Origin of the sequence: Erythrobacter sp. YT30 (assembly GCF_001542875.1) — a bacterium.
GTDB lineage: Bacteria > Pseudomonadota > Alphaproteobacteria > Sphingomonadales > Sphingomonadaceae > Erythrobacter.
On record NZ_LMAF01000002.1, the window covers coordinates 429164 to 455000 of the forward strand.

Consider the following 25837-nt stretch of genomic DNA (forward strand, 5'->3'; position numbering starts at 1 on the left):
TGCGTATGACCGCTGAAATCCGTTTCTTTTGGGCACGGCTAAACGCCAATTACTGGTTTTATCCGGCGCTGTTTTCAGCTCTCGCGGCCTTGCTTGCGATCGCCATGGTCGCAATTGACCGCTCAGGCGGTGCGCAGTTCCTCAACGACTATGATTGGCTGGTGCCGATCAGGCCCAAAGGGGCCGCCGATATCCTGACGCTTATTGCAGGCAGCATGATCGGCGTTGCTTCCACCGTTTTCTCGATCACGCTGGTCGCGGTCACCTATGCCAGCGGCACGTACGGTCCGCGTCTCCTCACCAATTTTCTGGAGGACAAAGGCAATCAGATCAGCCTTGGCACGTTTATCGGCAGCTTTGTCTATGCCCTGATCGTCCTAAGAAGTGTGCGGGCCGAAGATGAAACGCCAAGCTCCAGTATCGATGCCGCGGCCACCGCCCTACCTGGATTTGCGCCCCAGCTTTCGCTGCTGGTCGCTTATGTTCTCATGGGGTTGTGCGTGGGAGTGCTCGTATTCTTTCTGCACCATGTCCCAAGCTCCATTCGGATCAACAAGGTTCTTGAGCGGATCGGGCAGCGCCTCCTCAGCACTATCAAGAAAACATACCCGGTAGAAGACGAATTCAGCGATGCGCGCGAAGCTGAAGGCGGGGAAGCAATCAAGGCGCGCGATGTCGGCTATGTCCAGATGATCGATTTTGCCGATCTGGAAGAAAAGGCGCGCGAATTTGGCTGCGTGGTCTCGCTCAAAGTGAGGACGGGTGACTTCGTCCACCGCGATCTTGTGTTGATGGATGTGAAGGGAGGCGATGTGGAAGCCTTTGCCAAAGCCGCTCGAGAATACTTCACATTGGGCCCCACCCGAACACCGGAACAAGATCCTCAATTCCTGATCGATGAACTGGTCGAGATTGGGCTTCGAGCGCTCTCACCCGGCATCAATGATCCCTTCACCGCGATCACCGCGCTGCATTGGTTGGGCGCTTCGGTAAGCGAGATCGCGCGGCGCGATTTGCGCAAGGACGTGTGCAGCGAGGATGCCGAGGACTGCCCGATCATACCCTGTCCCGATGATTTTGAGCACTATGCAATGCGCAGCTTTGGATCGATCCGCAGCGCCGTAGCGCAGAGCCCCAATGCGGCCCGCGTCATGCTCGACGTGATTGCCAACGCGGCTGCACCCCTGTCCCACCAACCGCGCATTGATGTGCTGCGCGATCAGGCACGCTTGCTGGTCGAACAGGCGCGAATGGCGCTGGTCGGGCCTGATCTCGCCATGGTTGAGGCGCGCTATCGCGAATTTGACGACGCCATGCGCGGTTGAGCCGCACGCACCCCGCCAGCCCGCGCAATGGCGAGCGCACTACCAAGCAATATCATCCCCAGAATATCAATCGCACTCAGAACCTCTTCAAAAACGCTCCACCCGATGATTGCGGCGATGACTGGCTGCGTCAGCAGGGCAAGGCCGATCACTAGCGGCGGGAAATGGCCAAGCGAATAGACAAGCAATCCCTGCCCGATGAGCTGGCTGGTGATGAAGAGGATGAGTATCGGGGTCCAATCGGTGGGCCAGACAGGCTCTCCCAATATAAGCGCCAGACCCAGCAGGACGGGGCACGCGAATAAGCTTACCCAGACAAGCAGGCTCCACGATCCGAATTGGCCGCGCGCATTTTGCAGATTGAGAAGGTAGACGGCGTAGAGAAGGCCAGCCGTCAGACAGAAGAAATCCCCGATCAGCGTTTCGGTCGAGATCTCAAGGCTTCTGCCCATCAGGATGGCGGCCCCGGCCACAGCACAGACAATCGCCACCCATTCGGCCCCGCGCGGCAGGCTGCGCGCGATCAGGAAACCCCAGACGAGCAGCACGAAAGATCCAGCATTGCCAAACAGGGTCGCATTGCCGAGCCGCGTCATGCCAATACCGATATGCCAGCTTGCAAGATCGAGCGCGAACGCCACCGATCCAATCGCCACAAAGAAAAGCGTGCGGCGCGGCATTCCGCCCAGTTTCTGACCGGCCGCCCGCGCAAACACGATCACAAATGGCAGCGCCAAAAGAACGCGCCAGAACCCGGCTGAAACTGGACCGGTATCGCTTAATCTCACAAGCCACGGCCCCAAAGCCAGCGCCGCATTGCCCAAAAGCAGGCCCGCAAGCAGGAGGGCTGAGCGGCCAAGAGATAGATTTGCTTTTGGCGATGCAGCGTTTTGCATACTTGCGCCCTAGCCAGCCCCACGCCAAGTGAACAGCCAAGACGAATATGACACAAGGGGTAAGTAATGCACGATTCGCTGTTTGAACCGCTGAAAATGGGCGCGCTTGAGGCGAAAAATCGCATCTTTATGGCGCCGCTAACCCGCGGGCGTGCGGCCGATCCGATGTTTGAACCCAACGAATTGATGGCGACGTATTACCGCCAGCGCTCCAATGCGGGGATGATCCTGACCGAGGCGACCGGGATCAGCACCGAAGGATTGGGATGGCCATCTGCGCCCGGTATTTGGAGCGCTGAACAGACCGAAGCCTGGAAAGCGAGCACCGAAGCTGTCCATGCGGAAGGTGGCCTGATCGTGTGCCAGCTGTGGCATATGGGCCGGATTGTTGCGCCATATTTTCTTGGCGGCGAACGCCCGTTTTCAGCCAGCGAAACGAAAGCGCCGGGCGAAGCGCACACTCCCGAAGGGCGGCAGGAATACGCCACCGCGCGCGCAATGACACATGAGGATATCCAGCGCACGATCGGCGACTATCGCCGCGCTGCAGAGAACGCGAAAATCGCAGGCTTTGATGGCGTCCAATTGCACAGCGCCAACGGCTATCTGGTCGATCAATTCCTGCGCAACGGGACCAATCACCGCACGGATGAATATGGCGGCAGCCCGGAAAACCGCACCCGCTTCATGCGCGAGATTTTGGAAGCGCTGATTGATGTGTGGGGAGCAGACCGTGTCGGCATTCGATTGTCGCCCAATGGCGACAGCCAAGGCACAGACGACAGCGATCCAGCATCCATCTTTGGCGCGGCGGCGAAAGTTTGCGAGGAATTGGGCCTCGCCTTTGTCGAGCTGCGTCAGCCCGGCCCCGATGGTACATTTGGTCAAACCGATGTGCCTAAACAGGACGCACTGATCCGCGAAATCTATAAAGGCGCTCTTATCCTCAACTCGGACTATTCCGCAGAAGAAGCAGACGCCGATGTATCAAGCGGACGCTGCGACGCGGTCAGTTTTGGCCGTCCCTATATCTCCAATCCTGACCTCGCTCATAGGATCAAGGTTGGCGCAGAATTTGCGCCTAACAAGGACGTGCCCAAAAGCTGGTATTTCCCAATTCCCGAAGGATATGTCGACTATCCAACGCTCGCCGAACAGCAAGCTGCGCAGGCGAGCTAAACGCTTGAAGCGCTGACTACTGTCCGTCGCCGTCTGTCGGCGGCGCGACAGTTGGTGCTGCGCTGGTCGGACGCGGCGCGATGGGTTGCGCTGGCGTGGGAGTGGCTGCGGGAGCAACTGCGGGTGTAGACGTTTCGGTGCTTTGCGTGCTCTGTTCGGGAGAAGGCGCAGATGTGTTCTCTCCCGACGATTGCGATGATCCGCTGCTCTCGCTTTGAGTGGTGCTAGCTGCGCCTTCAGGATCTTCCTGCGCCGATGGGGATTGCGATGTGAGTTGATCGAGCGGCAGCATATCATCGCTGATTGATCCGCCCAGCACATCGCCCACGACTTCGCCTTCCTCTGCGGTGCCGCTGCCATCAGACGCAGCCTCATCGCTACATGCCGCGAGAGCAAACAAGGGAGCAGAGAACAGGGCAAGCACGTTTTTCTTCATGCGCAACCCTTTCGGGCATCACCGCCAAGCGCGTCAAGAAAACCCTCTTCGTTCGCTTTCAACGCCGCATGCCATTCGGCATTCGATACTGTCTTGCCAAGGCGAGCCATGCTGGTGACGCCGAATTCGTCAATCCCGCACGGGACAATGCCGCTGAAATGCGAAAGATCGGGATCGAGATTGACCGAAAATCCGTGCATTGTCACCCAGCGCCGCACCCGTACTCCGATTGCGCCAATCTTGGCCTCGCGCCCGTCAATATCCTTGGTCCAGATGCCTACCCGCCCCTCTGCGCGCCAGGCAGTCACTCCGAACTCGGCCAATGTCGCAATCACCCAGCCTTCAATCGCGTGGACAAAGCAGCGTACATCCTTGCCGCGGCTGTTGAGATTGAGCATCAGATAGCCAACGCGCTGGCCCGGCCCGTGATAAGTGTAACGCCCACCGCGCCCGGCCTTTATCACATCAAATTGCGGATTGATGAGCTCGGCAGGATCAGCGCTGGTCCCGGCGGTGTAGACGGGCGGATGTTCGAGCAACCACACCATTTCCGACGCCGTGCCCTCGGCAATCGCCGCATTACGCTCTTCCATCACCTCGAGCGCGCGCGTGTAGGGCACAAGGGTTTCCTCGCGCCGCCATTCAATCGGCATTGCCACGTTTGCTGTGTCTGTAGACAGGCTGGCCATGTGTGTGCGCTTGCTTGCAATGGCGCGATAAGGCAAGGGCGATTTGCACTTCGCGACAATTCGCGAAAAGGGGATTTGCAATGAAACTCGACATGGGAAAAGCCTGGACCGAAACGGCAAATATGCTTGGTGCCAACTTGGTGACCGTCTCAACGATAGCAGGCTTGTTTCTGTTTCTGCCCTATTTCGCGATGGCTCTTCTCGCGCCGGAAACGATCACACCCGAACAGCCCGACATTCCTACAGGGGCCGATCCCGAAACCGTCTTTAAGATCATGCAGGAAAGCATGATGCAAATGTATGCCGATTTTTGGCCTTTCATTGTGAGTGTTACGCTGATCCAGTTCTTTGGCACTCTTAGCCTGATCGCGCTGCTTACCGATCGCCGTAAGCCCACGGTCGCAGAGGCCCTGATGACGGGGCTGAAATCGATGCCGATCTATATCGTCACGCTTATCCTGATGGCTCTGATCGGCGGTATCATCATTGGACTTCCGCTTGGCCTTGCTACCGCCTTCCTCCCGCCTGCCGTGGCCGTTTTGCTCGTCTTGGTGGGTGCCGTTGCCATTTTCTACATGGTGATCAAATTCACGCTCGTTTTGCCCGTCATCGCGATTGAGGAAGAGTTTAACCCATTAAAGGCGCTAAGCCGGTCATGGCGCCTTACGAAAGGCAATTCGCTGCGCATTCTTCTGTTTCTGGCGCTGCTTTTCCTGCTGGTCGGGATCATTTCTGCGCTGGTGCAGTCGCTGTTTGGAGTCGTATTTGCAGCACTTGGCGGAAGCGTGGCCGCGATTGGAAATGGCTTTGTCACCGCGCTTGCCAATGGCGTCGTTGGTGCGCTTTTTGCTGCGATCTACGCAGCGATACATCGACAACTTGCCGGCCCCAGCGAAGACGAGCTTGCCGCGACATTTGAGTAAATTACGCAAACCGCGTGATTGAAAGCGCGCGCGCCCTCGCCTAGCGGTGCTGCGCAATGGCGCATTCTTCGGGCATTTCCAACGCGCGTATGGCGCTTCTGTTCTCGGTCATGCTGGTGACCGCGGCGGGCAACACCGCGATGCAATCGGTGATGCCATCAATAGGCACGGCTCTGCGCGTCGACGATGTGTGGATTAGCCTCGCTTATTCGTGGTCGGCCTTGCTGTGGGTGGTGTGCGCACCGATCTGGGCTCGGCGTTCCGATAGGCGCGGACGCAAAGCGATGATGGCGCTTGGGCTTATCGGATTTGTCGTGTCGATGGCGCTATGCGGCGCGGTGCTGTGGGCGGGCCTGTCGGGCTGGATCACCGCGTTCTGGACCCTGCTGGCATTTGCGGCCGCGCGCAGCCTTTATGGCGGGTTCGGAAGCGCGGCACCACCAGCTGTCCAAGCCTATGTCGCATCGCGAACACCCCGATCAGAGCGGACCAACGCCTTATCGCTCATCGCATCCAGCTTTGGCCTTGGCACTGTGATTGGACCTGTTCTTGCGCCTTTAATGGTGGTCTCGTTTCTCAACCTCGGGCTGGTTGGGCCATTCATGGGATTTGCTGCGGTTGGCATCATTGCGCTCACATTGCTGCGGCTGCGTCTCCCGAATGACGAACCGCAATTCGCCGCGCGGGGCCGAGCGGCACCCTATTCGAGCACATCCGAAGGCCTGGAAGTCGATGAGGATGGCGAGGATGAGCCAGTCGAGAAAGAGCCGGCACTTCTCAAATGGTCCGATGAACGCGTGCGCCCGTGGGTGATGGCGGGGCTTTTGGGTGGCCATGCGCACGCGATGATCATGGGCATTGCGGGGTTTCTGGTGCTCGATCGGTTGGGCCTTCGCAGCGATCCAGAACAGGGGGCTACGTATGTCAGCCTAGTACTGGTGTTCGGCGCGGTGGCGACGCTGCTCGCGCAATGGGGCATTATCCCGCGTTTCCAGATGGGGCCGCGATTGGCGACGCTTTCAGGTGTGATGGTGGCAGCCTTTGGGACCGCCATATTGGGAGCGGCTAACACTGTTTTCGGATTGTCGCTGGGATATGCGATTGCATCTCTGGGCTTTGGACTGTTCCGTCCGGGCACCACGGCGGGAACATCGCTTGCAGTGACGCGGGCGGAGCAAGGGCAGGCATCGGGCATTGTAGCAAGCGTTGCGGGTGCAAGCTTTATCTACGCACCTGCACTGGGCGTATGGCTCTACAACGTCAGTGACTGGCTGGGCTTCGGCCTTGTTATCGTGTTCTGCCTGATAGTTGCGATCCTCGGCTGGCGGGGCTTGCAGGCGGATGCAAGCCTGACCGCCGAACGCGAAGTCTTCGATTAAAGCAGTTTGAGCACCACGTCCTGCGGGCGGCAGAGCGCGACGCCTTTGTCAGTCTCGACTAGCGGGCGTTCAATCAGGATCGGCTCGGTTGCCATCGCTTCGAGCACCGTATCCGCATCGGCGTCGGGCAGTCCGCGCTCTTTTGCATCGGTTCCGCGAATGCGCAGGCCCTGGTGAGGTGTGATCCCTGCATCGGCGTAAAGCTGCGCGAGTTTGTCACGTGTGGGAGGGTCTTTCAGATACTCAACCACTGTCACGTCAACGCCATCAGTCTCCTCAAGAATTGCCAGAGTCTTGCGCGAGGTGCCGCATTTCGGATTGTGCCAGATCGTCGCTTTCATGGATGGTCGCCTTTCACAAATTCGTGTCTGCAACCGCCTAACGAAAACGAGGCAGAACTGCCACACATCATCCCCTTTCGAGAATAATTCTCAAAATCACTTGGCAATGCGAATAATTTGCAATAGCGCCCCATCCCGACGGACGAGATCGCATGGCGACTCGAAAAAGGAAGGGTATTTCAATGATTTTTCGCGCGGCGCGCATCGCTCTTATGATGGGGACGGCGCTTACGGCTCTTCCTGCTCTCGCGGAAACTGAAAGCTCTGCTGAAGACAGCGCTGATGCGACAACGGGCCGGATCGTGGTGACAGGCGATGTGCTTTATTCAAGCGAAATCAACGCAGTCAAAACGCCGACACCGATCATCGATGTGCCCCAGTCGCTAACCATCACGACCCAGGATGAAATCCTGCGGCGCGGCTTCGACAGCATCGCGCAGATCGTCGATTACACACCCGGCGTGAACAACTCCCAAGGCGAAGGACACCGCGATGCCATCGTCTTTCGCGGCGTCCGATCAACCGCGGATTTCTTTATCGATGGCGTGCGCGATGATGTGCAGTATTACCGCGGCCTCTACAATCTGGAGCAGGTCGAAATCCTGCGCGGCCCCAACGCACTGTTGTTTGGGCGCGGGGGCACTGGCGGTGTCCTCAATCGCGTGACCAAGAAAGGCACGCTGGGGGAAGTGTTCGGCGGCGGACAGGTCGCGATCGATACATTCGGCGCGTTCAGCATTCAGGGCGATATCAACCTTGCCGCTGGCGACAATGCGGCCGTCCGGGTCAATGCGATTTACGAAAGCCTCGATAACCACCGCGACTTCTATGATGGCGAGCGGATCGGCTTTAACCCCACCGCGCGCATCGCGCTGGGCGAAGTCACCACGCTCGATCTCTCTTACGAGTACGCCGATCACGAACGCTTCGTTGATCGCGGCATTCCGACAGGCATCGATGGACGCCCCGTCGAAGAGTTCGAAGACATCGTGTTCGGCGATGAGGAATTGAACTTCACCAATCTCGAAGCGCACCTATTCCGCGCCAATCTGAGCCACCAGTTTTCCGACAGCTGGAAAGGCGTCGTCAGCGCGTTCTACGGCGATTATGACAAGGTCTATTCGAACTTCTACGCCTCGGGATACAACCAGCTTGCATCGCCCGATGTCGTCACCACCGATGGCTATATCGACAGGACATTCCGCGAGAACCTGATCCTGACGAGCAATCTTGTCGGCGAATTTGAAACCGGATCAATCGATCACACACTTTTGATCGGGGCGGAATTCATCAACACATCGTCGCGCCAAGATCGCTTCAATCCGGTTTGGGATCAGACCAATGACGATAATGAAGACTTCTTCATCCAGCGTCCGCTGAATTTCCGCAATGGCGTTGGTATCAATGCCTCGGGCAATCCAACCAGCGTCGCGTTCAGCGATCTCAATGATGACACCGACGTCGATATCGACGTGTTCTCGCTGTACATTCAGGATGAGATCAAGCTGACGGAATGGCTGAATGTCGTGATTGGCGGGCGCTTCGATAGCTTTGATATTGCCGTCAATAATCTTGATCCCGACAATCTCGAGTTGCGCACGCGCAAAGACGAAGAGTTTTCCCCCCGCGGTGGCATCATCATCAAGCCGCAGGAAAACATCTCGATCTATGCGAGCTATTCTGAAACTTTCCTGCCGCGTTCGGGTGAGCAGTTTGCCAATATCAACGGCGTGAACAATGCGCTCGATCCCGACACCTTCACCAATCTGGAAGCCGGGATCAAATGGGATTTCGACAGTGGATTGAGCCTGACTGCCGCCGTCTTCGATATCGAGCAGAGCTCTCCTCAGCCGAGCGACAATGATCCCGAAACGCTCGACGTGATCGACAGCAATATCCAGGGCTTTGAGCTTCAGCTTCAAGGCGAGGTATTGCCGGGTTGGTTCGTCACGGCCGGTTACAGTTTCCTCGACGGCGTTCAGGTCGACGAGTTTGGCAATGATGGTCTTCGTCCGCGCGAATTGCCTGAAAACATGTTCTCAATCTGGAACAACGTGCAGGTAACTGACAGGTTCGGAATTGGTCTTGGCCTGACGCACCAGTCAGACAGCTTCATCACCAATGGCAATGTGACTTATGAAGGACTAAATGGGGATGAGGTGACGACGCGCGCCGTCCTTCCTGCCTATACGCGGATCGATGCTGCGGCGTATTATGACGTCACCGACATGCTGCGTTTGCAGGTGAATGTCGAGAACGTGACCGACACGCTCTATTTCCCCAATTCTCACTCAACCCATCAGGCGACAGTGGGTGCGCCCTTGAATGCGCGCTTTGCGGTCACGGCTCAGTTTTAGGAGCGTTGGAGATCGGCGGGCGAGCGCTTTCCTACTGCTGGATATGATGCAAGCAGGGGCGGCGCTCTTTCGCATTGTCGGACCCACTCTTTTAGCTTGCCTGATCACCACAGGGTGCAGGAGGCTCGTCGAGAGATCGCACGCCCAAGTAACAGGCTCCATCACCTGTCCGTCACCCTGGCAAAATACCAACTAAAGCCTTGTTTGATAGTCGAAAAATGCCAAAGCACAAAGGTGACAGGGTGTCACCTTTGTCACCCTAGGTCTGCAAAACCTGTCTCATTATGGGACAATTTCGGCTGTCACCGCGTCTCCGCAATCCGATGGATCAGTCCTCTGCGCTGCCAGGAGCGGTTATCGCCGGGACCGTCTCAGCTGCCTCAGCAGCGCTTGTGCCTGGCGGAGCGGCAAGAGAATTGATCCGCTCGATTTCGCGAAGAGCCCGTCCAGCGCGCTGCACCGCTTCAACAAGGCGCGGATAGACCCCGCACCGGCACATATTGGGGATCGCCTCGATTATGTCAGCCTTGCTTGGCGCGGCATTGCGCTGAAGCAAAGCCGCTGCCGCCATCACAATTCCCGGGGTACAATACCCGCATTGTATCGCTTGCTCTGCCACCATCGCTTGTTGCACGGGATGCGAGCGATCGCGCGACAGCCCTTCGATTGTGGTGACATAGCGCCCCTCTGCCTCTGCCAGAGTGATCTTGCAGGATCGAAGCGCAGTGCCATCGACGATAACGGTGCACACCCCGCACGAGCAATCACCCCCGCCAGCAGCTTTGGTGCCCGTAAGGTTCAGCGCTTCGCGAAGCGCGTAAAGCAGCGGCATTTCCGGATCGAGATCAAACTCGACCGGGCGATCATTGACCGTCAAACGCGGCATATTGTCGGGTTATTCCCCTGATACAGGATCAGCTTAGCTGCGCCAGCTGTCGTCGACCTTTGATACTCTGCGCTTCCACGCTTCAAAGTCGAACACGCCCGCACCACCTTGCGCTTGCATCACCGAAAGATCGCGCTGATGCACATCGACGACTTCCTGCGGAACGACATTGGCTTCACCTTGAGACAAAGTTGCCACCTGAATTTCACAAGCGCGCTGCAAAGCCCACATTTTGACAAACATGCCCTGAATGCCCTTGTCCATCACGACCGGGCCGTGATTGCGCAGCATCAAGATCGTGTGATCGCCAAGGTTTTTGACCAGCCGTTCACCTTCTTCAGCTCGGACAGTGACGCCTTCAAAATCGTGATAGCCGATCTGATCCTGAAAATTGCAGGCGTAAAAATTCGTCGGCAAAAGGCCGTGTTTGTGGCTGCACACCGCCATCGTCGCGGTTGTATGGACATGGCAGATCGCATTGGCGCGCTCACCCAGATGCTTGTGGAAATAGGCGTGCTGCGTAAAGCCGGCCTTGTTCACCATGTAAGGCGAGCCGCCGACATTGTTGCCTTCAACATCGATCTTCACAAGATTGCTCGCGGTCACTTCATCATAAAGAAGGCCAAATGGGTTGATGAGGAAGGTATCCTTTTCCCCCGGCACTTTCAAAGAGATGTGATTGTAAATCGATTCCGACCAGCCGAGGTGATCAAAGATCCGGTAGCATGCGGCAAGATCAAGGCGTGCCTGCCACTCTTCCTTGCTGACCTGGCCTTCAAGACTTTCCGATTGTTTGAGCTGCGTCGCCATGCTGAGGCTCCCTTCCCGTGAGATTCATTCGCGTTTGATTCTTTATCGCATGGTACACCCCCTACCTGCAAGCATTGCTACGCGCCTCGAAAGTTGTTTGCTTTTGCCAAGTAGGAAAAGCGCAGCTACCGCGCTGAACAGACATGAGCTCGCCCCCCTCTTCCTCTGCTAAACTCACCCAAGGCAGCATACCCTCGCATCTGGTCGGCCAGACCTTGCCAGCGATCATCGGGGTGGCCGCGATTATGTCGATCGGCGTCGTAGATGCATATTTCATCGGCAAGCTGGGCAGCGATGCCCTCGCAGCGATATCGTTCATTTTCCCCATCACTGTTGCGCTCTCCTCACTCGGCGTTGGTGTGATGGTCGGCATCAATTCCGTCGTCGCCCGAGCACTTGGCGAAGGCAATGATGACCGCGCAGCGCGCAGGGCGAATTTTGGCCTCGTTTTCGCAGTCAGTGTGGGCGTTGTGATTGGTCTTGCGCTATTCGCAGCCACAGATCCGCTGTTCCGCTTGATGAATGCACCCGACGATCTGATGCCGCTCATCCAGATGTATATGCGGCCCTATGCACTCGGATTTCCGCTGATCCTTGCCATCATGGGCTTTAACGGAGTGCTGCGCGGCCAGGGGGAGGCGCGAAAGACAAGCTATGTCAGCCTTACCTATGCTGCGGCCAACTGGGTGCTTGATCCGATCCTGATTACCGGCGCCTTCGGATTTGAAGGCTTTGGGATCACCGGAGCTGCCTATGCAACGGTGATAGGGTGGGCCGTTGGCGCAGCAATGGCGATGATCCTGGTCGGCAAGACCGACATTCCCATAAATCTGTCGCTGATCGGCAAAGGCAGTCTCGCCGATTCAGCCATCGCAATTTCACGAGTGGCAGGTCCGGCCGCGTTTTCGAATGCGATTAATCCGATCGGGCTGTCGATCCTGACAGCGCTGATCGCAAGTGCAGGTCAGGACGCGGTCGCAGGATTTGGCGCAGCGGGGCGATTGCAAAGTTTTGCCACGGTGCCGCTGTTGGCGCTGTCCGGCGCAATCGGATCTATCGTCGGCCAGAATTGGGGTGCAAACCAGTTCGACAGAGCGCGAAAGGCGGCGGTGTATGCGGGCCTGTTTTGTGTTGCATGGGGATTAGCGACGGCGGTTCTCCTTACCTCGGCAGGAGAGTTCTTTGCCCAGCTGTTTACGGATAAACCCGCAGTGATTGAAGAATTCGCATTGTATCTGGAAATCGCTGCATGGGGCTATGCGGGCTTTGGAATACTGATTGTTGCCAACGGTATCTTGAACTCGATTGACAAAGCAGCGTTTGCGCTTGTCCAGTCGGCTTTAAGAGTGTTTCTGGTGATGCTGCCTGTCGCATGGGTGCTGCAGGAAAGCTGGGGCAGTTCGGCAATCTACACGGCAGAGCTTGCCGCAAACGGATTTGGAGCAGTGACAGGCGCTTTCCTGATCTGGTGGGTCCTGGGCAGACGCGTTAAAGGCGATACATCCAGCCAAAGCAGTAGCGGCGCGGTTAAGCCAACCTCGCAGAGCTCATGATAGCCATTCATTAACCATCTCTGTCCATAAGGCTGTCTCCCAATGTTGGGGGGTACGAAGCCGGGACACATGCGCCATGGATGAACTGCTGGCGGAATTCGTCGCAGAAACACGTGAAATGCTGGAAGCAAGCGAGGGCGAAATCATCGCCTGGGAAGCTGATCCAGCAGACCGTGCGCGTCTCGATACCATCTTTCGCTTTGTCCACACTGTTAAAGGCAATTGCGGCTTCTTCGACTTCCCAAGGCTCGCAGCTTTGAGTCACGCCGCAGAGGATGCACTTGCAGACTGCCGAGCCGAGCGCCGCACACCCGATCGAGCGCTGGTTTCAGCCGTACTCGCTATCATCGACAGAATTGTACAGATGGTCGATGCCATCGAAGCAGGGGAAGATTTCCCAGAGGGCGGAGACGAGGAGCTGATCGCAGCTCTTGAGCCGGGTGAAGAATTGATTGATGCACTTGATGCGGCAACCACGGCCCCGTCTGATGCAAGCGATCCGACAAGCGTCGAGGTTGACGCGAAAGAAACCGATTCTACCGAGGCGAATAAGAACTCACCGCCATCGCCAAAACCGGACAACACACCGCAAGTCCAACGTTCAATCCGATTGCCGGTCGACCTACTTGATCGGGTGATGAGCGGTGTCTCCGATATGGTTCTTGCCCGGAATGACCTCGCTCATCGTCTGCGGCAGGCCGGCACTCAACCGACAATCGATGGACCATTTGAGCGACTGACTTCCATTCTATCCGACGTTCGCGATGCGATCACCCGGATGCGCATGCAGCGGATTGAAATGCTGTTTTCCGCGCTGCCGCGGTTGGTCCGTGATTTGTCGAGCGAGCTCGGCAAGCAAGTAATCGTCGATATTGAGGGCGGGGATGTCGAACTCGATCGCGAGATGATCGAAACAATTCGAGATCCCTTAACCCATCTAATCCGCAATGCGGTCGATCATGGTATTGAAAGCCCTTCTGATCGACTTGCGAGCGGTAAACGCGAGATCGGCATTCTATCGATATCGGCGCGGCAGTCGGGCAATACGATTTCAATCGTTGTCAGCGATGATGGGCGCGGCTTGAATGAGGAAAAAATCGCCGACAAGGCACTGTCAACCGGTCTCATAGATGCTCGCCAACGCGAGAAGATGTCGCGAGAGAAAATCCTCCAGCTCATTTTCGAACCTGGTTTCTCAACTGCGGAAACCGTCAGCAATGTCTCAGGTCGCGGCGTCGGCCTCGATGTTGTGCGCGACAATCTGGAGCGTGTCGGCGGAAGCATCAAAGTGTCGAGCACGTCTGATGTCGGCACCCTGTTTACCCTGCAAGTGCCGCTGACACTCAGCATTATCGCAGGCCTGACCGTTGAAGCAGCCGGACAGCGTTTTGGCATTCCTCAAAGCTACATCGAGGAAATCATTCATGCCTCTAGCAAGGCACTGGATTACACCGAAGTCGGTGATACCGCGCTAGTCACCTTCAGAGGCCAACGAGTGCCATGCCTCATGCTGAGCAATGTGCTTGGGCTTGAGGCGAGAAATACATCCATCGATCTGCACACCATGGTGATCCTGCGGCTAGCGAGCGGAGATCAGTTCGCATTAGCTGTCGATGACATTTCCCACCACGGCGACCTCGTCATCAAGCCACTTGCGCCCGCGATCATGAAGTCGGGCCTATACGCGGGCTCTACTCTGCTCGATGATGGCCAGCCCATTTTGCTTCTCGACGTGACCAATATCGCTGGACGTTATGACATGGTCTCGGATGCGCGGACACGCGTGCGGCAAACTGAATTGCTGGACCAGAAAGAAACCGAAGAAGTGATCAAACGGGTGATGCTCTTCACAGACTGGCGCGACAGACGTTGCGCAGTGCGGTTGGAGCTGGTCCAACGCATCGAAACAGCTCCTGCAAGCGTTCTTGATCGCTCCACTGGAAGCGCCCGCGCTGTAATTGATGGCGTCATACTACCCGTTATTGGCCTACCCGACGGCAAGTTGACGACAGAAAAAGTGCGGTTCTTGCGAATGAGCGATGGAGTTTGTGAGCTTCTATTTGCGGTCAGGCAAGTCAACGATGCAGCAGAGCTGAGCGGTAATCTTAAGCCGGTTCCCGACGATCCACTGATCGAAGGCGTGACGCTAATCGATGACGCAACGGTTCTTCTGATGGACGGCCATGAGCTGTTCGCAAAATATGGCGAGCCGCCAGAAGCAGCTGCCAAACCCATCTGCCAATTGCCCGACAATGATTGGGCGCGCACCATTCTAGCGCCGCTGGTCAAATCCGCTGGATATGATGTCGCCACCGAAGATGAATGCGATGTCACCATTGTGTTCGAAGAGGAATACGACGCCGCTCGAGAGCTTGATCAATTGCCGAAAGGCCCGGTCATTCGTCTGCGTAGTCAACCTGATCCGAGCAAGGATGTGGCGGCAGGCGATGATCCAACTGTCTATCGCTACGATCGCGATGGCGTGCTGGCAGCACTAAAACGCGCGAGCCGCGGAGGAAAAAGCCGATGAAAGACTTGCTTGTCATGGCACAGATCGCGGGGCGCCGTTGCGCGTTCAACGCGCACGATGTCCAATCCGTGATCGAACTGGGGGCCGTAACTCCAGTACCAGGCACGCCCGATCATATAGCCGGGATCACCGCCTTGCGCAGTCAGGCGTTGACCGTAATCGATAGCCGCAGCGCTCTAGGATTCGAATCCAGCCAATGGGAGATTGATGACCGCGCCATAGTGATCGCGGTACAGGGCCACTCCTATGCACTGAAGGTCGACGCTATTGAAGACATTACCACCGGTGTCACCGATCCCGGGAAGGTACCAGGAGGCTTTGGAGCGGAATGGAGCCGCGTTGCAAAAGGCATGATCGAAACAATGTCAGGCCCAGCGCTTTTGCTGGACCTAGTTCGCCTTATCAATCCCAGCGACGACCTCGGAGTCGCGGCTTAATCGATTGGTCACACGTGGTTCGTAGTGTGATTTCAAACACAACAGAGGTCCTGATGAAAACCTGCCTGATCGTTGATGATTCCCGTGTGATCCGAAAGGTATCGAGGCATATTCTCGAAACCCTTGGCTTCACTGTTGATGAGGCTGAAAATGGGCAACTCGGCCTGGACGCCTGCGACGCGCAGATGCCTGATGTCGTGCTGCTCGACTGGAATATGCCTGTGATGACGGGGATCGAGTTTATCACACAGCTTCGCAAGCGCCCGGGAGGCGACAAGCCAAAGGTCGTTTTTTGTACAACCGAAAATGACGTCGCGCACATTCGCGAGGCTATTTCTGCCGGTGCCGATGAGTACGTGATGAAGCCGTTTGATCACGAAACGCTGCAAATCAAACTACAGCTGGTTGGTTTTGCATGAATGCCCACGCCGCACCTGTCAGGCGTTTGAACCGCGCTTCCAATGTAAGCGCCAATGGCGTTCGCGTGATGATCGTCGACGATTCGCTTACCGTTCGAACGATCTTCAAACGGATGGTTGAAAGCGCGCCGAACCTGATCGTTGCCGAAACGGCAAGCAGCGCGGAACAAGCCATATCCAAACTGCGCAACACAGAAAAAACGGGCCGGGTCGACGTAATCCTGCTTGACCTCGAAATGCCGGGCATGGGCGGGCTTGAAGCACTGCCAACTATTCTGGAAACAGCTCAAACTGCTCAAGTGTTGGTCGTCTCTTCGCTGACCGAAGACGGCGCCGAAGCAACTTTGAAAGCGCTCTCCATGGGCGCTGCTGACACCATGCTGAAGCCACGTCCGGGTGGATTCAACGAAGATTATCGCAGTCAGCTGCTGGCAAAAATTGGTGCGCTTGGACACGAAGAAATCGCTTCTGAAGGTGAGCTCCCAAAGTCGGCTGCGAATACGCCGCCCGACACGAGATACGTCCCTTCGCCGGGATTTTCGCCTGAGGTTTTGGCAATTGGCGCATCGACCGGCGGGATCCATGCGCTCAATATCATGCTACGAGCGCTGCCTGTTGGCGTCGGCTTGCCTATCCTCATCACCCAGCACCTTCCCAGTTCCTTCATTTCGGTCTTTGCTCGGCAAGTTGAAGTCATTTCCGGCCGTCGAACTGTTATTGCCGAAGATGGTACGCCTATCCGTCCAGATGAAGTCGCCGTTGCAACTGGACATGGGCACATGGTTGTAAAGCGCGAACATGGCAATTTGATCTGCGGCGTTTCTCGAGAGCCAGTGCGCAGCGGGTGCTTGCCTTCGGTTGACCCTATGCTTTCCAGTCTTGCCAGTGTGTGCTCCGGCAATGCGCTAGCAATCATCCTTTCAGGCATGGGCCGCGATGGAAGCGAAGGCGCGAAGGAATTGATTGAGGCAGGCGGTATGGTGTTCGCTCAGGACGCCGAAACCAGCGCCGTCTGGGGCATGCCGGGTGCTGTCACCAAGGCTGGCATTTCGAGCTTTGTCGCACCACCCGAAAGACTTGCCCAAGCCATCACGGCTCAGACCAACGCTTCAAGCAAGCGCTGATGGTAGTCAGCTGCAAAGTATGGACGCGAGCAAAGCATCTTATCAGATAGTAGCCGATCTTCTCGAGAGAGAAACCGGACAGCATCTCACAGAAAATCGGCTTTGGCGGGTGAGCTCTGCCCTTGCCTGCGTTCTAAGAGAGCATGGCATCAGTAATATCGATCAGCTCGTTTGCCTGCTCGATGAACCTCGCAGTCAGGAATTATCGCAACAAGTCGTCGAAGCGCTTCTCAATAACGAAACATATTTCTTTCGTGACAAACCTACGTTTGACCAGTTGCCGAATGCAATCTTGCCCAGACTGGCGGAGCGACGGACCGAGGAAAAACGTTTGTCGATTTGGTGCGCTGGGTGCTCCACCGGGCAAGAAGCCTACTCAATCGCCATGTCGATTGTTGATGATCCAGTGCGCTGGGCTGGCTGGAAGATTGATATACTTGGAACGGACATATCCGAGCAGGCAATCTTCACTGCGCGGCAGGGGCATTACAGCCAATTTGAGGTGCAAAGAGGATTGAGTGTCATCGAAATGCTGAAGCACTTCGAGGAAACAGACAGCGGTTGGCAGATCAATCAGAACGTTCGCTCGATGGTGCGATTTGATAGGCGGAACGTCTTGAAAGAACCGCCTTCCCGCCGAGCTTTTGACCTTGTTCTGTGTCGAAACGTGCTGCTCTATTTTGATCGCACGTTTCGAGAGCTCGCTTTTGAGAAGCTTCAATCAGCGATGGCGAGCGATGGATATCTGATGTTGGGTGCGGGTGAAACCGTCTTGGGGCACACGCGCGCGTTCGCTCCGGTTAGTGATGCGGCGAGCCTGTACACTGTTCGCGAAGCAGCTAATGCTCATACTTGATAAGGCGCCCCTCCGGATTGGCGCGTAGTATTCTTGCAGAAATTCGAAAATTTTACATTTTCTTAGATAACCCGACTTAACCAATTCATCCGCGGTTCTGGTGCATTGTCTGCATGTTGGCGAACGCGCATGAAACGGGGACTTCGGGTGAGTATCGAAGATAGACCTATGCGTCTAACACCAGTCGGTTTGGTTGTTATGCCATTCGCGGTTCTGACCTTTGTATTTGCCCTTATCGTGATGGTGGTAATTGCGAGCGATCAGATCGCGATGCTCTCCTCATCGGCGCTTTTGATCTCTGGCCTTCTGCTTTACGCATCCACTGTTTTTCTCCTTGGTCGCAATAGCTTTGCAGCTGTACGAGAGCTTGAGGAGATGGGCACCACAGACACCTTAAGCAAACTGCCCAATCGTCGCGAATTGCACGCTCATATCGATGAGCTTTCGCAATCAGGTGAAGAGATTGCGATCGCTATTGTGGACCTCGACGGTTTCAAACAGATCAACGACCACTTCGGCCACGCCGTGGGCGATGCTCTTATAAAGCAGTGCTCCAGCCTGCTGCGCGAAGTCATGGGCAAAGACGGCCGGTGTTATCGGTTGGGCGGAGACGAATTCGCGGTTGCCTTTTCCGGGAGCGTTGCTGGAACAATCCTGGAAGGCATGTCGCGCTCCTTGCTCGTTCGGCTCGAAAAACCTTTTATCGTCGAAGAAAATCGCATCACTCTTGGGGCGAGCATTGGCCTATCGCATTCAGGTCCGGGTGCGCCTGTCGATTCGTCTGAACTGTTGCGCCGCGCGGACGTCGCGATGGAGATGTCGAAGCGGGGCGGAAAAATGCGCTGCACCTGGTTCAATGAGACATTCGACCAAAGACGCGAAGCGGTTCGCGAAATTGAAGACGATCTTCGCGAAGGGCTTGAGAAAGGCGAATTTGAGCTGCATTACCAGCCACTTGTAGATGCCGACACAAAGGATATCGTCGCAGTTGAGGCTCTCCTGCGCTGGAACCGAGCAGATGGCCAAAAAATGGGACCGAATGTCTTCATCCCCGTCGCCGAAGAATCCGGCGTAATCAATCCAATCGGGCTGTGGGTGCTTCGCCAAGCGATGACCGACGCATTGAATTGGGATGGGCTAACACTTTCAGTCAACATATCAGCAGCCCAGCTCCGCAATCCGGAGTTTCCGGTCAAACTCGGCCAGATCTTGGAGGAGACCGGGTTCAAGCCAGAACAGCTGGAACTTGAAATTACCGAGACTTGCCTTGTGCTCGACCCGATCGTGGCCGAACGCAGCCTCGATGTCATTCGCGGCTTCGGTGTCAAAATCAGCCTTGACGATTTCGGCACCGGCTACGCTTCAATCGGTTTCCTTCGTCAGTTCAGATTTGAAAAACTGAAGCTGGATCGGAGCCTTGTTGTTCAAGCGGGCGAAGATGACGGTAGCCGCGCCATGATGCTTTCCAGCATCGCAGTTGCGCGTGCGCTTAAAATGGAAGTTACGGCTGAGGGTGTCGAAACGACAGAGCAGGCTGATATGGTTCGTCTGGCAGGGTGCGATCAAATGCAGGGCTGGCTGTACCATAAGGCAATGCCTGCAGCGCAGATCGATGAATTGATTGCCGCACAAAATGCCGATCATAATCAGGCGTCTGAGCCGTCCGCCCATAAGGCTGTGGTCAACCGCTAGCGTCGCTTTTGCAGGCCACCATCAATCGTTTGTAAACCACTTTCGTTCATCACCGGAGCAATACGTAGTATTCGGGAATGCGGGCATGAACATGGAAGTCCAACAGGTTGAAGGCGAAAACGGTGCGACAGAGGAAATGTCGCAATCCATCCTTGAGCAACTCGAAGCCGACATGGCCGATGAGACGCATGCGATCGGCGATCAAAAGCCGAGCTTTCTTGAACGTTTTCAAAGCTTTCGCGATGCCCAGATCAGAGGCAAGATTCGCGCAATCTTTGGGGTCTTCGCTGCCTTTGGGTTTGCAATAACGCTTGTGCTTGGCCTCGGGCTAACAGAGCTTTGGTTTCGGTACGATACCTCGGCCAAAGTTCAGAACGCGGTTCAGGCATCAAGCGAGCTAAAGAGTGCAATGGGGGAATTGCGCTACAACACAGCCAGGTACGTTTTCGAAGGCGAGCCATCTGTGCTGGAAACGCGCGGCGAAAATTACCGCGCGGCACAAGAAAAACTACAAACGCTAAGTGCAATCGTAACCGAATATGTGCCCCAGTTGACGGGCGATGTAGAGCGCGCTGAAGAAGATCTCGCGGCCTATGATGCGGCTTTCAATGGCGCAGTCGCACAGATCGCCAACGAAGGCCGCAATGAGCGCACCAGCGCACTCGCCTACGAGATTTCAGATGCAGGAGACCGTATCTTCAGCGATGCCGACAGGATATCGGCCCGCTTGAAGGCCCGTTTCAACGAGCTTGAAGTTTCGGGCATTGACTATTTCTTCAAAATGATCGGGATCATTGCCTTTCTGACGGTCATGGCAGGCATCGTGCTGCTCGTCGGTTTGCAATATCTCTCCCGAGATCTCTCGCGCAAGATCAGCAACGTCACGTCAATGATGACGCGTCTTGCCCAAGGGGACGACAACTTTGGGATTCAGGGTCATGATCGCAAAGACGAAGTCGGTGAAATGTTGCGCGCGCTTGCCATGTTCAAAAAGGCCAACCGGCAGCTGAAGCAATGGGCACGCGAGCGCTCTGATCGCGCTGAACAAGAGATCAAGCATCAGCAGGAAATCGCGCGTGAGCGTGAAGAACTGGAAGCCCGCAAAGCTTCACTGATCACGGAAATCGCGCAGCAATTCGAGCAATCGGTGGGCGACGTGGTTGAGATCGTAACAAAAGCATCGGGCGAACTTCAGACCACTGCGACACGCATGGCTGACACTGCCGATGAAGCTAGCAAGAGCACAAATTCGCTCGTCAAAAACATGGAAGAAGCGAACGCTGGTGCGACTTCTGCTGCTGCTGCAAGCGACGAATTTGCTCTCTCAATTGGCGAGATAAGCCGTCAGGCCGCCTCCTCCAGCGAACTTGCTCGCCAGGCCGCGGACGCAACAGAAGATGCCGATACAACGATTTCCGCACTGTCAGAATCGGCCGAACAGGTTGGACAGATCGTTGAACTTATCCAGACGATCGCCCAGCGCACCAACCTCCTCGCACTCAACGCATCTATCGAAGCTGCACGCGGCGGCGAGGCGGGACGCGGTTTTGCTGTTGTAGCAAGCGAAGTGAAAGAGCTCGCCATGCAAACCAGCCGCGCGACCGATCAGGTCGGTGAGCAGATCCGTTCCATGCAGGAAACAACTGGAGCAAGCGTAAACGCGCTCCGCTCGATTGCCGGCCAGGTAAAAGAGCTTGAGAGCACTGCCATCTCCATAGCGAGTGCGGTCGATCAACAATCCGTAGCAGGACAGGATCTGGCGCGGAGTATCGACCTTGCTGCGCGCGGCACGGAAACGGTTTCGGGCCACATCGATGATGTTCGCGCCCTTTCGCTTTCCACCGGGGCTGCTGCAAGCCAAGTGCTAACGAGCGCCAATGATCTTGACAGCCAGGCTAACCATCTGAGCCAGCAAGTCGAAGCATTCCTGAAGCGCGTACGCGAGGCTTGATCAGTAGCAGCGCGCGCTCATAGACAACCAGCCCCGATATAACACCATCACTCATTGTTCTCGATCGAGTGTGAGAGTGAGTGACTGCGTGAGGTGTTTGTCGATAGGATTCTAGACGCCTTATCACGCGCCATAGGATCAAATTGGTCAGCCGAACTCTGGTGGTTATTCTCTCTAGGCTGGTTGCGGGAGTTGGATTTGAACCAACGACCTTCAGGTTATGAGCCTGACGAGCTACCGGACTGCTCCATCCCGCGCTACCTAGCTGGGCGCCTGGGAAATAGTCCCTAGAGACGCCAAAAGGGCCAGCCCTTAGGCAAGCCCTTTGACAGTGAATGGGTTTTTACCGCGCTCACACCAGCTGCAATGCCTGGCGACGACCTACTCTTCCGTGCCTTAAGACACAGTACCATCGGCGCTATCTGGTTTCACGGCCGAGTTCGAGATGGGATCGGGTGGGTCACAGACGCTATGGCCACCAAGCAATGAAGCCGGTGTGTGCGGGTTAAATCGATGCACCTGATTTGGTGTTCAAAGGGTTTATCTGGCTTGGTAATTCTCTTACCAACGCTCGGCCTGCTGAACGCAAGGCTGTCGTTGATAGTGCGAACTCTCAAGCGCGACAGAACTATTAGGACCAGTTAGCTTCACACATTACTGCGCTTCCACACCTGGCCTATCAACGTCATGGTCTATGACGGTTCGAAGATACCTTATCTTTAGGGAGGCTTCCCGCTTAGATGCTTTCAGCGGTTATCCCGTCCATGCATAGCTACCCAGCGGCACCCTTGGCAGGATGACTGGTACACCAGAGGCATGTTCACCCCGGTCCTCTCGTACTAGGGGCAACTCCTATCAAGTATCGACGCCCACGGCAGATAGGGACCAAACTGTCTCGCGACGTTCTGAACCCAGCTCACGTACCACTTTAATTGGCGAACAGCCAAACCCTTGGGACCTGCTCCAGCCCCAGGATGTGATGAGCCGACATCGAGGTGCCAAACGATTCCGTCGATATGAGCTCTTGGGAATCATCAGCCTGTTATCCCCGGCGTACCTTTTATCCGTTGAGCGATGGCCCTTCCACGAGGGACCACCGGATCACTATGACCGACTTTCGTCTCTGCTCGACCTGTCGGTCTCGCAGTCAGGCAGGCTTATGCCATTGCACTCTCGCAGCCGGTTTCCAACCGGCCTGAGCCTACCATCGCGCGCCTCCGTTACTCTTTAGGAGGCGACCGCCCCAGTCAAACTACCCGCCACAGAGGGTCCCTGAACCGGATAACGGTTCTAGGTTAGACATCAGAAAACAACAGGGTGGTATTTCACCTATGGCTCCACTCGGACTGGCGCCCAAGTTTCAAAGCCTCCCACCTATGCTACACAGTTCTTTCCTAATGCCACTCTGAAGCTGCAGTAAAGGTGCACGGGGTCTTTCCGTCTAACCGCGGGTACTCCGCATCTTCACGGAGAATTCAATTTCGCTGAGCATATCCTGGAGACAGTGGGGAAGTCGTTACGCCATTCGTGCAGGTCGGAACTTACCCGACAAGGAATTTCGCTACCTTAGGACCGTTATAGTTACGGCCGCCGTTTACTTGGGCTTCAATTCGGAGCTTGCACTCCTCCTCTTAACCTTCAAGCACCGGGCAGGCGTCAGACCCTATACGTCGTCTTGAAGCCGACTTAGCAGAGTCCTGTGTTTTTGATAAACAGTCGCTACCCCCTGGCCTGTGCCCCCTGAAAAGAGTTGCCTCGATTCAGGGCCTCCTTCTTCCGAAGGTACGGAGGCAATTTGCCGAGTTCCTTCAGGATACTTCTCTCAAGCGCCTTGGTATACTCTACCTGACCACCTGTGTCGGTTTCGGGTACGGTTTATACGGAGAGGCTATTTCCTGGAACATCTTGGCAGCATGACCAATCCAATAAGGCCACACTACTTCCGACATCCGTCACACATCTCCAAGCCCACGAATATTTACGTGGTTCCCATCGACTACCCCCTTCGGGCTCGTCTTAGGGGCCGGCTAACCCTGCTCCGATTAGCGTTGAGCAGGAACCCTTGGTCTTTCGGCGAGAGGGCATCTCACCCTCTTTATCGCTACTCATGTCAGCATTCGCACTTCCGATATCTCCACCGTCGGTTACCCTTCGGCTTCATCAACTTACGGAACGCTCCGCTACCGCTCATAGTAAACTATGAACCCTAAGCTTCGGTGCATATCTTTAGCCCCGTTACATCTTCGCCGCAGGAACCCTTATTTAGACCAGTGAGCTGTTACGCTTTCTTTAAAGGATGGCTGCTTCTAAGCCAACCTCCTGGTTGTTTTGGGATTCCCACATGCTTTCCCACTTAGATATGACTTGGGGACCTTAGCTGTAGGTTAGGGCTGTTTCCCTTTTGACGACGGACCTTAGCACCCGCCGTCTGTCTGCCAGACTAGACTCATTGGTATTCGGAGTTTGGTTAGGTTTGGTACCGCTCGCGCAGCCCTAGCCCATCCAGTGCTCTACCCCCAATGGCAAAAATCTGACGCTCTACCTCAATAGATTTCGCGGAGAACCAGCTATTTCCCGGCTTGATTGGCCTTTCACCCCTAAACACAAGTCATCCGAGCATTTTTCAACATGCAACGGTTCGGTCCTCCAGTGCGTGTTACCGCACCTTCAACCTGCTCATGCCTAGATCGCCGGGGTTCGGGTCTAATCCAACATACTCAGTCGCCCTATTCAGACTCGCTTTCGCTTCGCCTACACCTAACGGCTTAAGCTTGCATGCTAGATTAAGTCACTGACCCATTATGCAAGAGGTACGCTGTCACCCCCTATGGGGCTCCAACTGCTTGTAAGCATCCGGTTTCAGGTACTGTTTCACTCCCCTCATCGGGGTGCTTTTCACCTTTCCCTCACGGTACTGTGTTCGCTATCGGTCATGTACGAGTATTTAGGCTTGGAGGGTGGTCCCCCCATGTTCAGACAGAATTTCACGTGTTCCGCCCTACTCAAGTCCTTTTCTAGTCTCTTCGCATACGGGACTGTCACCCACTATGGTCTCACTTTCCAGAGAGTTTTGCTAATAATAGAAAAGGCACTGGCCTGGTCCCGGTTCGCTCGCCACTACTACGGGAATCTCGGTTGATGTCTTTTCCTCCAGGTACTGAGATGTTTCAGTTCCCTGGGTTTGCTTCACCAAAGCTATATATTCACTAAGGTGATACCTTATCCACCTCTCTCAATCTCTCCGAAGAGAAAATGAAAGAAATGGTGAAGGTGGGTTTCCCCATTCGGAAATCGCCGGATCAAAGATTGCTCACATCTCCCCGACGCTTATCGCAGCGTGCCACGTCCTTCATCGCCTGTACATGCCAAGGCATCCACCAAATGCTCTTACCTCACGCTTGAGAATCCACACCATCAACGACAGACCTGCATAAAAGCCCATCGTCTTCGCGATAGTGTAGAGAATTATCTCAGCCAGATAATCAATTTGATTGATTTGTGATGCATAGACTACACGCTTGTCAGGCCGGCTAGACCTTTCAAACAATCTATGCGCCACGGCATCGATTTAAAAACCCATTCACAATGTCAAAAGTTCGGCGGCAGATCCGCCTGACCGGCTCAGTGGAAAACCACATGCCGGATCTCGTTTCTCTTCATCATCAGATCAAATGCCTGGTGGAGCCTATCGGGATCGAACCGATGACCCCCTGCTTGCAAAGCAGGTGCTCTCCCAGCTGAGCTAAGGCCCCATATCGGTGAACGACCATCACACAAAAGCGATGGTAGGTCCGAGTGGATTTGAACCACCGACCTCACCCTTATCAGGGGTGCGCTCTAACCAACTGAGCTACGGACCTGCACCTAACAAGCCAGCTCGTTAAAAGCCGATTGCGGCGCGAGCCAGCTCAGGCAAACAACGCAGATAGCAGGGCAAAGACCCGCAATCGCGGTGTATCTGATTGATGAAAGGACACGAGGACGACGGCAATGTTCTTTGGAACTTGCGAAGCACTTCCGAACACTAGGCTCGACGCTTTCGCTTGTATCCTTA

At 55.6% G+C, this 25837-nt stretch carries 19 protein-coding genes, 3 tRNA genes and 2 rRNA genes; 13 read left to right on the top strand and 11 right to left on the bottom strand.

The annotated features are described in order from the left end of the window. Positions 1-5: 5 nt before the first annotated feature. Positions 6-1325 carry a DUF2254 domain-containing protein gene (locus tag AUC45_RS06685; protein ID WP_067600161.1) on the top strand — a complete coding sequence of 440 codons (1320 nt, stop codon included), beginning with the start codon at positions 6-8 and terminating at the stop codon, positions 1323-1325. Here the strand turns inward: AUC45_RS06685 and AUC45_RS06690 are convergent. Then, positions 1292-2221 carry a DMT family transporter gene (locus AUC45_RS06690; RefSeq protein ID WP_067600165.1) on the bottom strand — a complete coding sequence of 310 codons (930 nt, stop codon included), beginning with the start codon at positions 2219-2221 and terminating at the stop codon, positions 1292-1294. The genes AUC45_RS06685 and AUC45_RS06690 overlap by 34 nt on opposite strands. Positions 2222-2287: 66 nt before the next feature. Between AUC45_RS06690 and AUC45_RS06695 the strand changes: the two genes are divergently transcribed. Beyond that, entirely contained in the window at positions 2288-3400 is a 1113-nt protein-coding gene (locus AUC45_RS06695) for an alkene reductase (protein WP_067600167.1), read from the top strand. Positions 3401-3416: 16 nt separating this feature from the next. Here the strand turns inward: AUC45_RS06695 and AUC45_RS06700 are convergent, their stop codons facing one another. Then, the gene (locus AUC45_RS06700; protein WP_067600170.1) at positions 3417-3836 is read right to left on the bottom strand and encodes a hypothetical protein; all 420 of its coding nucleotides are present in this window, start codon (positions 3834-3836) and stop codon (positions 3417-3419) included. Continuing rightward, the gene (gene lipB, locus AUC45_RS06705; protein ID WP_255356286.1) at positions 3833-4525 is read right to left on the bottom strand and encodes a lipoyl(octanoyl) transferase LipB; all 693 of its coding nucleotides are present in this window, start codon (positions 4523-4525) and stop codon (positions 3833-3835) included. Before lipB ends, AUC45_RS06700 begins: the two co-directional genes overlap by 4 nt. Before the next feature lie 80 nt (positions 4526-4605). Here lipB and AUC45_RS06710 point away from each other — a divergent pair, with 80 nt between their 5' ends. Both AUC45_RS06710 and AUC45_RS06715 read left to right on the top strand, forming a co-directional pair. Further along, positions 4606-5448, top strand: a complete 843-nt coding sequence (locus AUC45_RS06710; RefSeq protein WP_067600173.1) for a glycerophosphoryl diester phosphodiesterase membrane domain-containing protein — start codon at positions 4606-4608, stop codon at positions 5446-5448. A gap of 56 nt (positions 5449-5504) precedes the next feature. After that, positions 5505-6827 carry an MFS transporter gene (locus AUC45_RS06715; RefSeq protein ID WP_067600176.1) on the top strand — a complete coding sequence of 441 codons (1323 nt, stop codon included), beginning with the start codon at positions 5505-5507 and terminating at the stop codon, positions 6825-6827. Here the strand turns inward: AUC45_RS06715 and arsC are convergent. Next, positions 6824-7168, bottom strand: a complete 345-nt coding sequence (arsC, locus tag AUC45_RS06720) for an arsenate reductase (glutaredoxin) (protein ID WP_067600179.1) — start codon at positions 7166-7168, stop codon at positions 6824-6826. The genes AUC45_RS06715 and arsC overlap by 4 nt on opposite strands. A gap of 182 nt (positions 7169-7350) precedes the next feature. On the opposite strand from arsC, the gene AUC45_RS06725 reads away from it, so the two are divergent. Further along, positions 7351-9525 (top strand): TonB-dependent siderophore receptor, encoded by a 2175-nt coding sequence (locus AUC45_RS06725; RefSeq protein ID WP_156423780.1) that lies wholly within the window; start codon positions 7351-7353, stop codon positions 9523-9525. 328 nt (positions 9526-9853) lie between these two features. On the opposite strand, the gene AUC45_RS06730 is transcribed toward AUC45_RS06725, so the two are convergent. Next, on the bottom strand, positions 9854-10411 hold the full coding sequence (locus AUC45_RS06730) for a (2Fe-2S)-binding protein (protein WP_067600182.1): 558 nt from the start codon (positions 10409-10411) through the stop codon (positions 9854-9856). A gap of 33 nt (positions 10412-10444) precedes the next feature. Then, positions 10445-11221 carry a class II aldolase/adducin family protein gene (locus AUC45_RS06735; protein WP_067600186.1) on the bottom strand — a complete coding sequence of 259 codons (777 nt, stop codon included), beginning with the start codon at positions 11219-11221 and terminating at the stop codon, positions 10445-10447. Between the two features lie 143 nt (positions 11222-11364). Here AUC45_RS06735 and AUC45_RS06740 point away from each other — a divergent pair, with 143 nt between their 5' ends. The 8 genes from AUC45_RS06740 to AUC45_RS15950 all read left to right on the top strand — a co-directional run bounded on the left by AUC45_RS06740 (position 11365) and on the right by AUC45_RS15950 (position 21783). Beyond that, on the top strand, positions 11365-12774 hold the full coding sequence (locus AUC45_RS06740; protein ID WP_067600189.1) for an MATE family efflux transporter: 1410 nt from the start codon (positions 11365-11367) through the stop codon (positions 12772-12774). A gap of 76 nt (positions 12775-12850) precedes the next feature. Beyond that, a complete protein-coding gene (locus AUC45_RS06745) occupies positions 12851-15304 on the top strand; it encodes a chemotaxis protein CheA (protein ID WP_067600192.1) in 2454 nt (817 codons plus the stop codon). Beyond that, a complete protein-coding gene (locus AUC45_RS06750; RefSeq protein WP_067600195.1) occupies positions 15301-15741 on the top strand; it encodes a chemotaxis protein CheW in 441 nt (146 codons plus the stop codon). The genes AUC45_RS06745 and AUC45_RS06750 overlap by 4 nt, the downstream gene beginning before the upstream one ends. Before the next feature lie 53 nt (positions 15742-15794). Then, positions 15795-16160 (top strand): response regulator, encoded by a 366-nt coding sequence (locus AUC45_RS06755; RefSeq protein ID WP_067600198.1) that lies wholly within the window; start codon positions 15795-15797, stop codon positions 16158-16160. Next, positions 16157-17284 carry a chemotaxis-specific protein-glutamate methyltransferase CheB gene (cheB, locus tag AUC45_RS06760; RefSeq protein WP_233998562.1) on the top strand — a complete coding sequence of 376 codons (1128 nt, stop codon included), beginning with the start codon at positions 16157-16159 and terminating at the stop codon, positions 17282-17284. Before AUC45_RS06755 ends, cheB begins: the two co-directional genes overlap by 4 nt. Before the next feature lie 109 nt (positions 17285-17393). Next, complete coding sequence (locus AUC45_RS06765) at positions 17394-18140, top strand: protein-glutamate O-methyltransferase CheR (RefSeq protein WP_233998563.1); 747 nt, start codon at positions 17394-17396, stop codon at positions 18138-18140. 168 nt (positions 18141-18308) lie between these two features. Continuing rightward, positions 18309-19832 (top strand): bifunctional diguanylate cyclase/phosphodiesterase, encoded by a 1524-nt coding sequence (locus tag AUC45_RS06770; RefSeq protein ID WP_067600204.1) that lies wholly within the window; start codon positions 18309-18311, stop codon positions 19830-19832. Between the two features lie 85 nt (positions 19833-19917). Then, a complete protein-coding gene (locus tag AUC45_RS15950; RefSeq protein ID WP_067600207.1) occupies positions 19918-21783 on the top strand; it encodes a methyl-accepting chemotaxis protein in 1866 nt (621 codons plus the stop codon). 180 nt (positions 21784-21963) lie between these two features. Here the strand turns inward: AUC45_RS15950 and AUC45_RS06780 are convergent. The 5 genes from AUC45_RS06780 to AUC45_RS06800 all read right to left on the bottom strand — a co-directional run bounded on the left by AUC45_RS06780 (position 21964) and on the right by AUC45_RS06800 (position 25643). Next, a tRNA-Met gene (locus AUC45_RS06780) sits at positions 21964-22040 on the bottom strand. A gap of 111 nt (positions 22041-22151) precedes the next feature. Beyond that, positions 22152-22266 (bottom strand): 5S ribosomal RNA (gene rrf, locus AUC45_RS06785). Between the two features lie 127 nt (positions 22267-22393). Continuing rightward, a 23S ribosomal RNA gene (locus AUC45_RS06790) occupies positions 22394-25186 on the bottom strand. A 273-nt stretch (positions 25187-25459) separates the two neighbouring features. Continuing rightward, positions 25460-25535, bottom strand: a tRNA-Ala gene (locus AUC45_RS06795). A 31-nt stretch (positions 25536-25566) separates the two neighbouring features. Continuing rightward, positions 25567-25643, bottom strand: a tRNA-Ile gene (locus AUC45_RS06800). Between the last annotated feature and the right edge of the window lie 194 nt (positions 25644-25837).

Coding starts and splice junctions, on each gene's coding strand:
- AUC45_RS06710 (WP_067600173.1), top strand. CDS start 4,606: ATGAAACTCGACATGGGAAAAGCCTGGACCGAAACGGCAAATATGCTT.
- AUC45_RS06745 (WP_067600192.1), top strand. CDS start 12,851: ATGGATGAACTGCTGGCGGAATTCGTCGCAGAAACACGTGAAATGCTG.
- AUC45_RS06685 (WP_067600161.1), top strand. CDS start 6: ATGACCGCTGAAATCCGTTTCTTTTGGGCACGGCTAAACGCCAATTAC.
- AUC45_RS06690 (WP_067600165.1), bottom strand. CDS start 2,221: ATGCAAAACGCTGCATCGCCAAAAGCAAATCTATCTCTTGGCCGCTCA.
- AUC45_RS06695 (WP_067600167.1), top strand. CDS start 2,288: ATGCACGATTCGCTGTTTGAACCGCTGAAAATGGGCGCGCTTGAGGCG.
- AUC45_RS06755 (WP_067600198.1), top strand. CDS start 15,795: ATGAAAACCTGCCTGATCGTTGATGATTCCCGTGTGATCCGAAAGGTA.
- AUC45_RS06735 (WP_067600186.1), bottom strand. CDS start 11,221: ATGGCGACGCAGCTCAAACAATCGGAAAGTCTTGAAGGCCAGGTCAGC.
- AUC45_RS06770 (WP_067600204.1), top strand. CDS start 18,309: ATGCGTCTAACACCAGTCGGTTTGGTTGTTATGCCATTCGCGGTTCTG.
- arsC (WP_067600179.1), bottom strand. CDS start 7,168: ATGAAAGCGACGATCTGGCACAATCCGAAATGCGGCACCTCGCGCAAG.
- AUC45_RS06715 (WP_067600176.1), top strand. CDS start 5,505: ATGGCGCATTCTTCGGGCATTTCCAACGCGCGTATGGCGCTTCTGTTC.
- AUC45_RS15950 (WP_067600207.1), top strand. CDS start 19,918: ATGAACATGGAAGTCCAACAGGTTGAAGGCGAAAACGGTGCGACAGAG.
- AUC45_RS06725 (WP_156423780.1), top strand. CDS start 7,351: ATGATTTTTCGCGCGGCGCGCATCGCTCTTATGATGGGGACGGCGCTT.
- cheB (WP_233998562.1), top strand. CDS start 16,157: ATGAATGCCCACGCCGCACCTGTCAGGCGTTTGAACCGCGCTTCCAAT.
- AUC45_RS06700 (WP_067600170.1), bottom strand. CDS start 3,836: ATGAAGAAAAACGTGCTTGCCCTGTTCTCTGCTCCCTTGTTTGCTCTC.
- AUC45_RS06730 (WP_067600182.1), bottom strand. CDS start 10,411: ATGCCGCGTTTGACGGTCAATGATCGCCCGGTCGAGTTTGATCTCGAT.
- AUC45_RS06740 (WP_067600189.1), top strand. CDS start 11,365: ATGAGCTCGCCCCCCTCTTCCTCTGCTAAACTCACCCAAGGCAGCATA.
- lipB (WP_255356286.1), bottom strand. CDS start 4,525: ATGGCCAGCCTGTCTACAGACACAGCAAACGTGGCAATGCCGATTGAA.
- AUC45_RS06750 (WP_067600195.1), top strand. CDS start 15,301: ATGAAAGACTTGCTTGTCATGGCACAGATCGCGGGGCGCCGTTGCGCG.